Source organism: Pseudoroseomonas ludipueritiae, from assembly GCF_014490445.1.
GTDB classification, from domain to species: domain Bacteria; phylum Pseudomonadota; class Alphaproteobacteria; order Acetobacterales; family Acetobacteraceae; genus Pseudoroseomonas; species Pseudoroseomonas ludipueritiae.
In genome coordinates this window covers 1-2,834 of record NZ_JACTUZ010000282.1, presented here as the reverse complement: position 1 = coordinate 2,834, position 2,834 = coordinate 1, and the positions used below count along the sequence as shown (strand labels likewise).

Annotated in this window: 2 protein-coding genes; both read right to left on the bottom strand. The window is 70.7% G+C overall.

What is annotated here, in order from left to right; translation table 11 throughout:
• A partial coding sequence (locus IBL25_RS25540) for a glycosyltransferase family 4 protein (protein WP_187781257.1) occupies positions 1–1,276 on the bottom strand: 1,276 nt, incomplete at its 3' end.
• A 264-nt stretch (positions 1,277–1,540) separates the two neighbouring features.
• On the bottom strand, positions 1,541–2,548 hold the full coding sequence (locus tag IBL25_RS25535; protein WP_187781256.1) for a C-terminal binding protein: 1,008 nt from the start codon (positions 2,546–2,548) through the stop codon (positions 1,541–1,543).
• Positions 2,549–2,834: the final 286 nt, after the last annotated feature.

Here is a 2,834-nt window from a genome sequence, read left to right as displayed (position 1 = left end):
GCCCGGCCGGCTGCGCGGCGGGGCGGCGGGCCAGCCCGGGCAGCGCCGCCGTGCGGTGCAGCGGGTCGGTCAGGTGCTCCAGCAGCAGGTCCACGCGGGCGAAGTGGTCTTCCCAGTTCGGGGCCCGCCAGCCTTCCATGCGGGCGATCTGCGCCGCGCGGCGGGGGCTGTCGTCCCGCATGTACTCCATCACGGCATGACGCCAGGCGCGGCCATCCAGGGGGTCCAGATAGTCGGGCACGGCGCCACCCACCTCGTGCAGCGCGGGCAGGTCGGAGCAGATGGTGGGCACGCGCAGCGCCAGGGACTCGGCCAGCGGCAGGCCATAGCCCTCGGCGAAGGAGGGGAAGAGCAGGGCGCGGGCGCCGCGCACCAGGTCCGCCACCACCCCGTCGGGCAATTGCCCGGCTTCCTCGACCAGCCCGTCCAGCGCGGTGCAGCGCTCCAGGATGTCGACGACGTTCTCGTTCTCCCAGCCGCGCTTGCCGACGATCACCAGCCGCGGCGCGTTGCTGCCCAGCAACGCCGCCATGTCCCGCCACAGATGCAGCAGCAGCAGGTGGTTCTTGCGCGGCTCGATGGTGCCGAGGGTGACGAAATAAGGCCGCTCGTCTCCCTTGCGCTTCGGGCCCGGCGGCGGCGCCGGCTCGATGCCCAGGGGCGCCACCACGATGGGCGGCTCCTCCGCCCGCTCGGCCAGGAAGGGGCGCAGCGCCTCGGCCGTGGCGGCCGAGTTCACGATGATGCCATCCGCCAGGGCGCCGGTGCTGGACATGCGGCGCCGGTGCGTCTCGGCCTGGCCGGGGCGGGCATATTCCGGGTGGGTGACGGGAATGATGTCGTGGATCAGCGGCACGAAGCTGGCGCCGGCGCGGCGGATCGCCTCGATTGGCCCACGGCGCTCCAGCGCGCGGTGGGAGACCAGCAGGAAGACCATGCGCTGGCCGCTGTGCAGCAGCCGCGCCAGCTCCCGCCGCCCGAGGCCGAGCAGCAGCCGCCCACGTGCCTGGGTGCCCAGGCTGCTCGCCCGCTGCTTGGCCGCCTCCCGCGCCACGCCGCCGGCCCAGGCGGCGGAAAGCGCCGCCACCAGTTCTGCGACCAGGGCCCGGGGCAGCACCGCGAAGCCGCCACGCAGGTCCTGCGCCACAAAGGCACAGGAGCCGGGCGGCGCCTGCAGCCAGCGGCGGGCATAGGCGAGTTCGACACGGTCGATGCCCGAGGGTGTCGGCCGCCGCCCGCAGACCAGCAGCCGGGACACGTCGAGGATCACATGCATCGACACCCTTTCGCCCTTTCCAGCTTTTGAAGGAAATTCAGCCAACGGAAACCGCAGGTTGATTACCTTGCATACTTCGTGCTGCAACTGCGAACACATCTCGCGGAGGTTCTGACCCGAAACGTCCCCCGCGACACCCCCTGTTACATCACAGATACAACAGGTCAGGCCCGCACGGAGGGCATCCGTCCCGGGCCGGTAAATGTATCCCATTGTTTTGGGGCAGGTTTGTGGCGGTGGGGGGAAACCTCCGAGGCAGGAAGGTCAGTCGGTGGCAGGGTCCACCACATTGCTGCGCAGGCCATCCAGCAACACGTCGCGCATGGTCTCCGCACTCTTGATACGGATGTCGTCATATGCGTGGGGCGTAAAAAAGGCGCTGTGCGGCGTGATGATCAGCCGCCCTTCCAGCCACGATTCCCGCGCCCGATAGGCGGCCAGCAGGCGGGGGATGGGCTCCACCGGCGGTTCCTGCGGGATGACATCCAGCCCGGCGCCGGCGATGTGCCCGTCCCGCAGCACGGTATAGAGCGCATCGATATCCAGCATCGGGCCACGGGCGGTGTTCACCACCACGGCGCCAGCAGGCAGGCGGCGCAGCTCGCGCTCGCCCACCAGCCCCTCGGTGGTGCGGGTCAGCGGCGCGTGGAGGGAGAGGATATCCGCCTGCTCCAGCAGCTCTTCCTTGGTGCGGGCGCGGGCGATGCCCAGGGCGCGCTCCACCCCGTTGGGCAGATAAGGATCGTGGAAGACCACGCGGCAGCCGAAGGCCTTCATGCGCAAGGCCACCGCCGTGCCGATGCGCCCCAGCCCCAGCAGCCCCACCGTCTGCTCGCTGAAGCGCTGCAGCAGCGGGCTGGTCACATAGGCCCAGGGGGCGGGCGGCTCGGCACGCTGCATGTCGTGGTGCAGGGTGATGCCGCGCCGGAGCGCCAGGATCAGCGCCACGGCATGGTCGGCCACTTCCGTGGTGCCATAGTCGGGCACGTTGCAGACCGTGACGCCACGCGCCGCCAGGGCCGCGCGGTCCAGCCGGTCGTAGCCCACGCCCATCCGCACCACGACCTTCAGCTTCGGGAAGCGGGCGATGTCAGCGGCGCTGAGCCAGTTGCGGAAGATGAACAGCCCGTCCACCTCGGCGCAGACCGCATCCGGCAGTTGCGCGATGGATTCCTCGCCGCCGCCCTGCAGCAGGCGGACATCGGGGCCGAGGATGCGCTGTTCCTCGCTTGTGTCAGGGTAAAGCCCTTCCGGCTCCAGCACCGTCAGCATCGTCTTCGTTTCCTCCTGTTCCGCCCCAGGCGCATTGGCCGGGCACGGGCGCGCATGGCCAGGCGGAAGCATGAGCGCGGCTGCCGAGGCGTGCAAGATACCCGCCATGGTTGTGCCCTCCACCCCCTGGCGCCCCCGCCGCGGGCGTTTATCCTGAAGCCGCAACAGCAAGGGCTCAGATGATGGCGGAGCGGGCAATCCTGGTGACGGGCGCATCGAGCGGGATCGGGGCCGCCCCCTGTCAGGCGCTGGCCGGGCAGGGGGTGCGGCTGGCCGTGCATGCCCG

What these genes read in the sequence shown, in the direction of transcription:
- IBL25_RS25535 (WP_187781256.1), bottom strand. Translation starts at nt 2,548, where the DNA reads ATGCTGACGGTGCTGGAGCCGGAAGGGCTTTACCCTGACACAAGCGAG.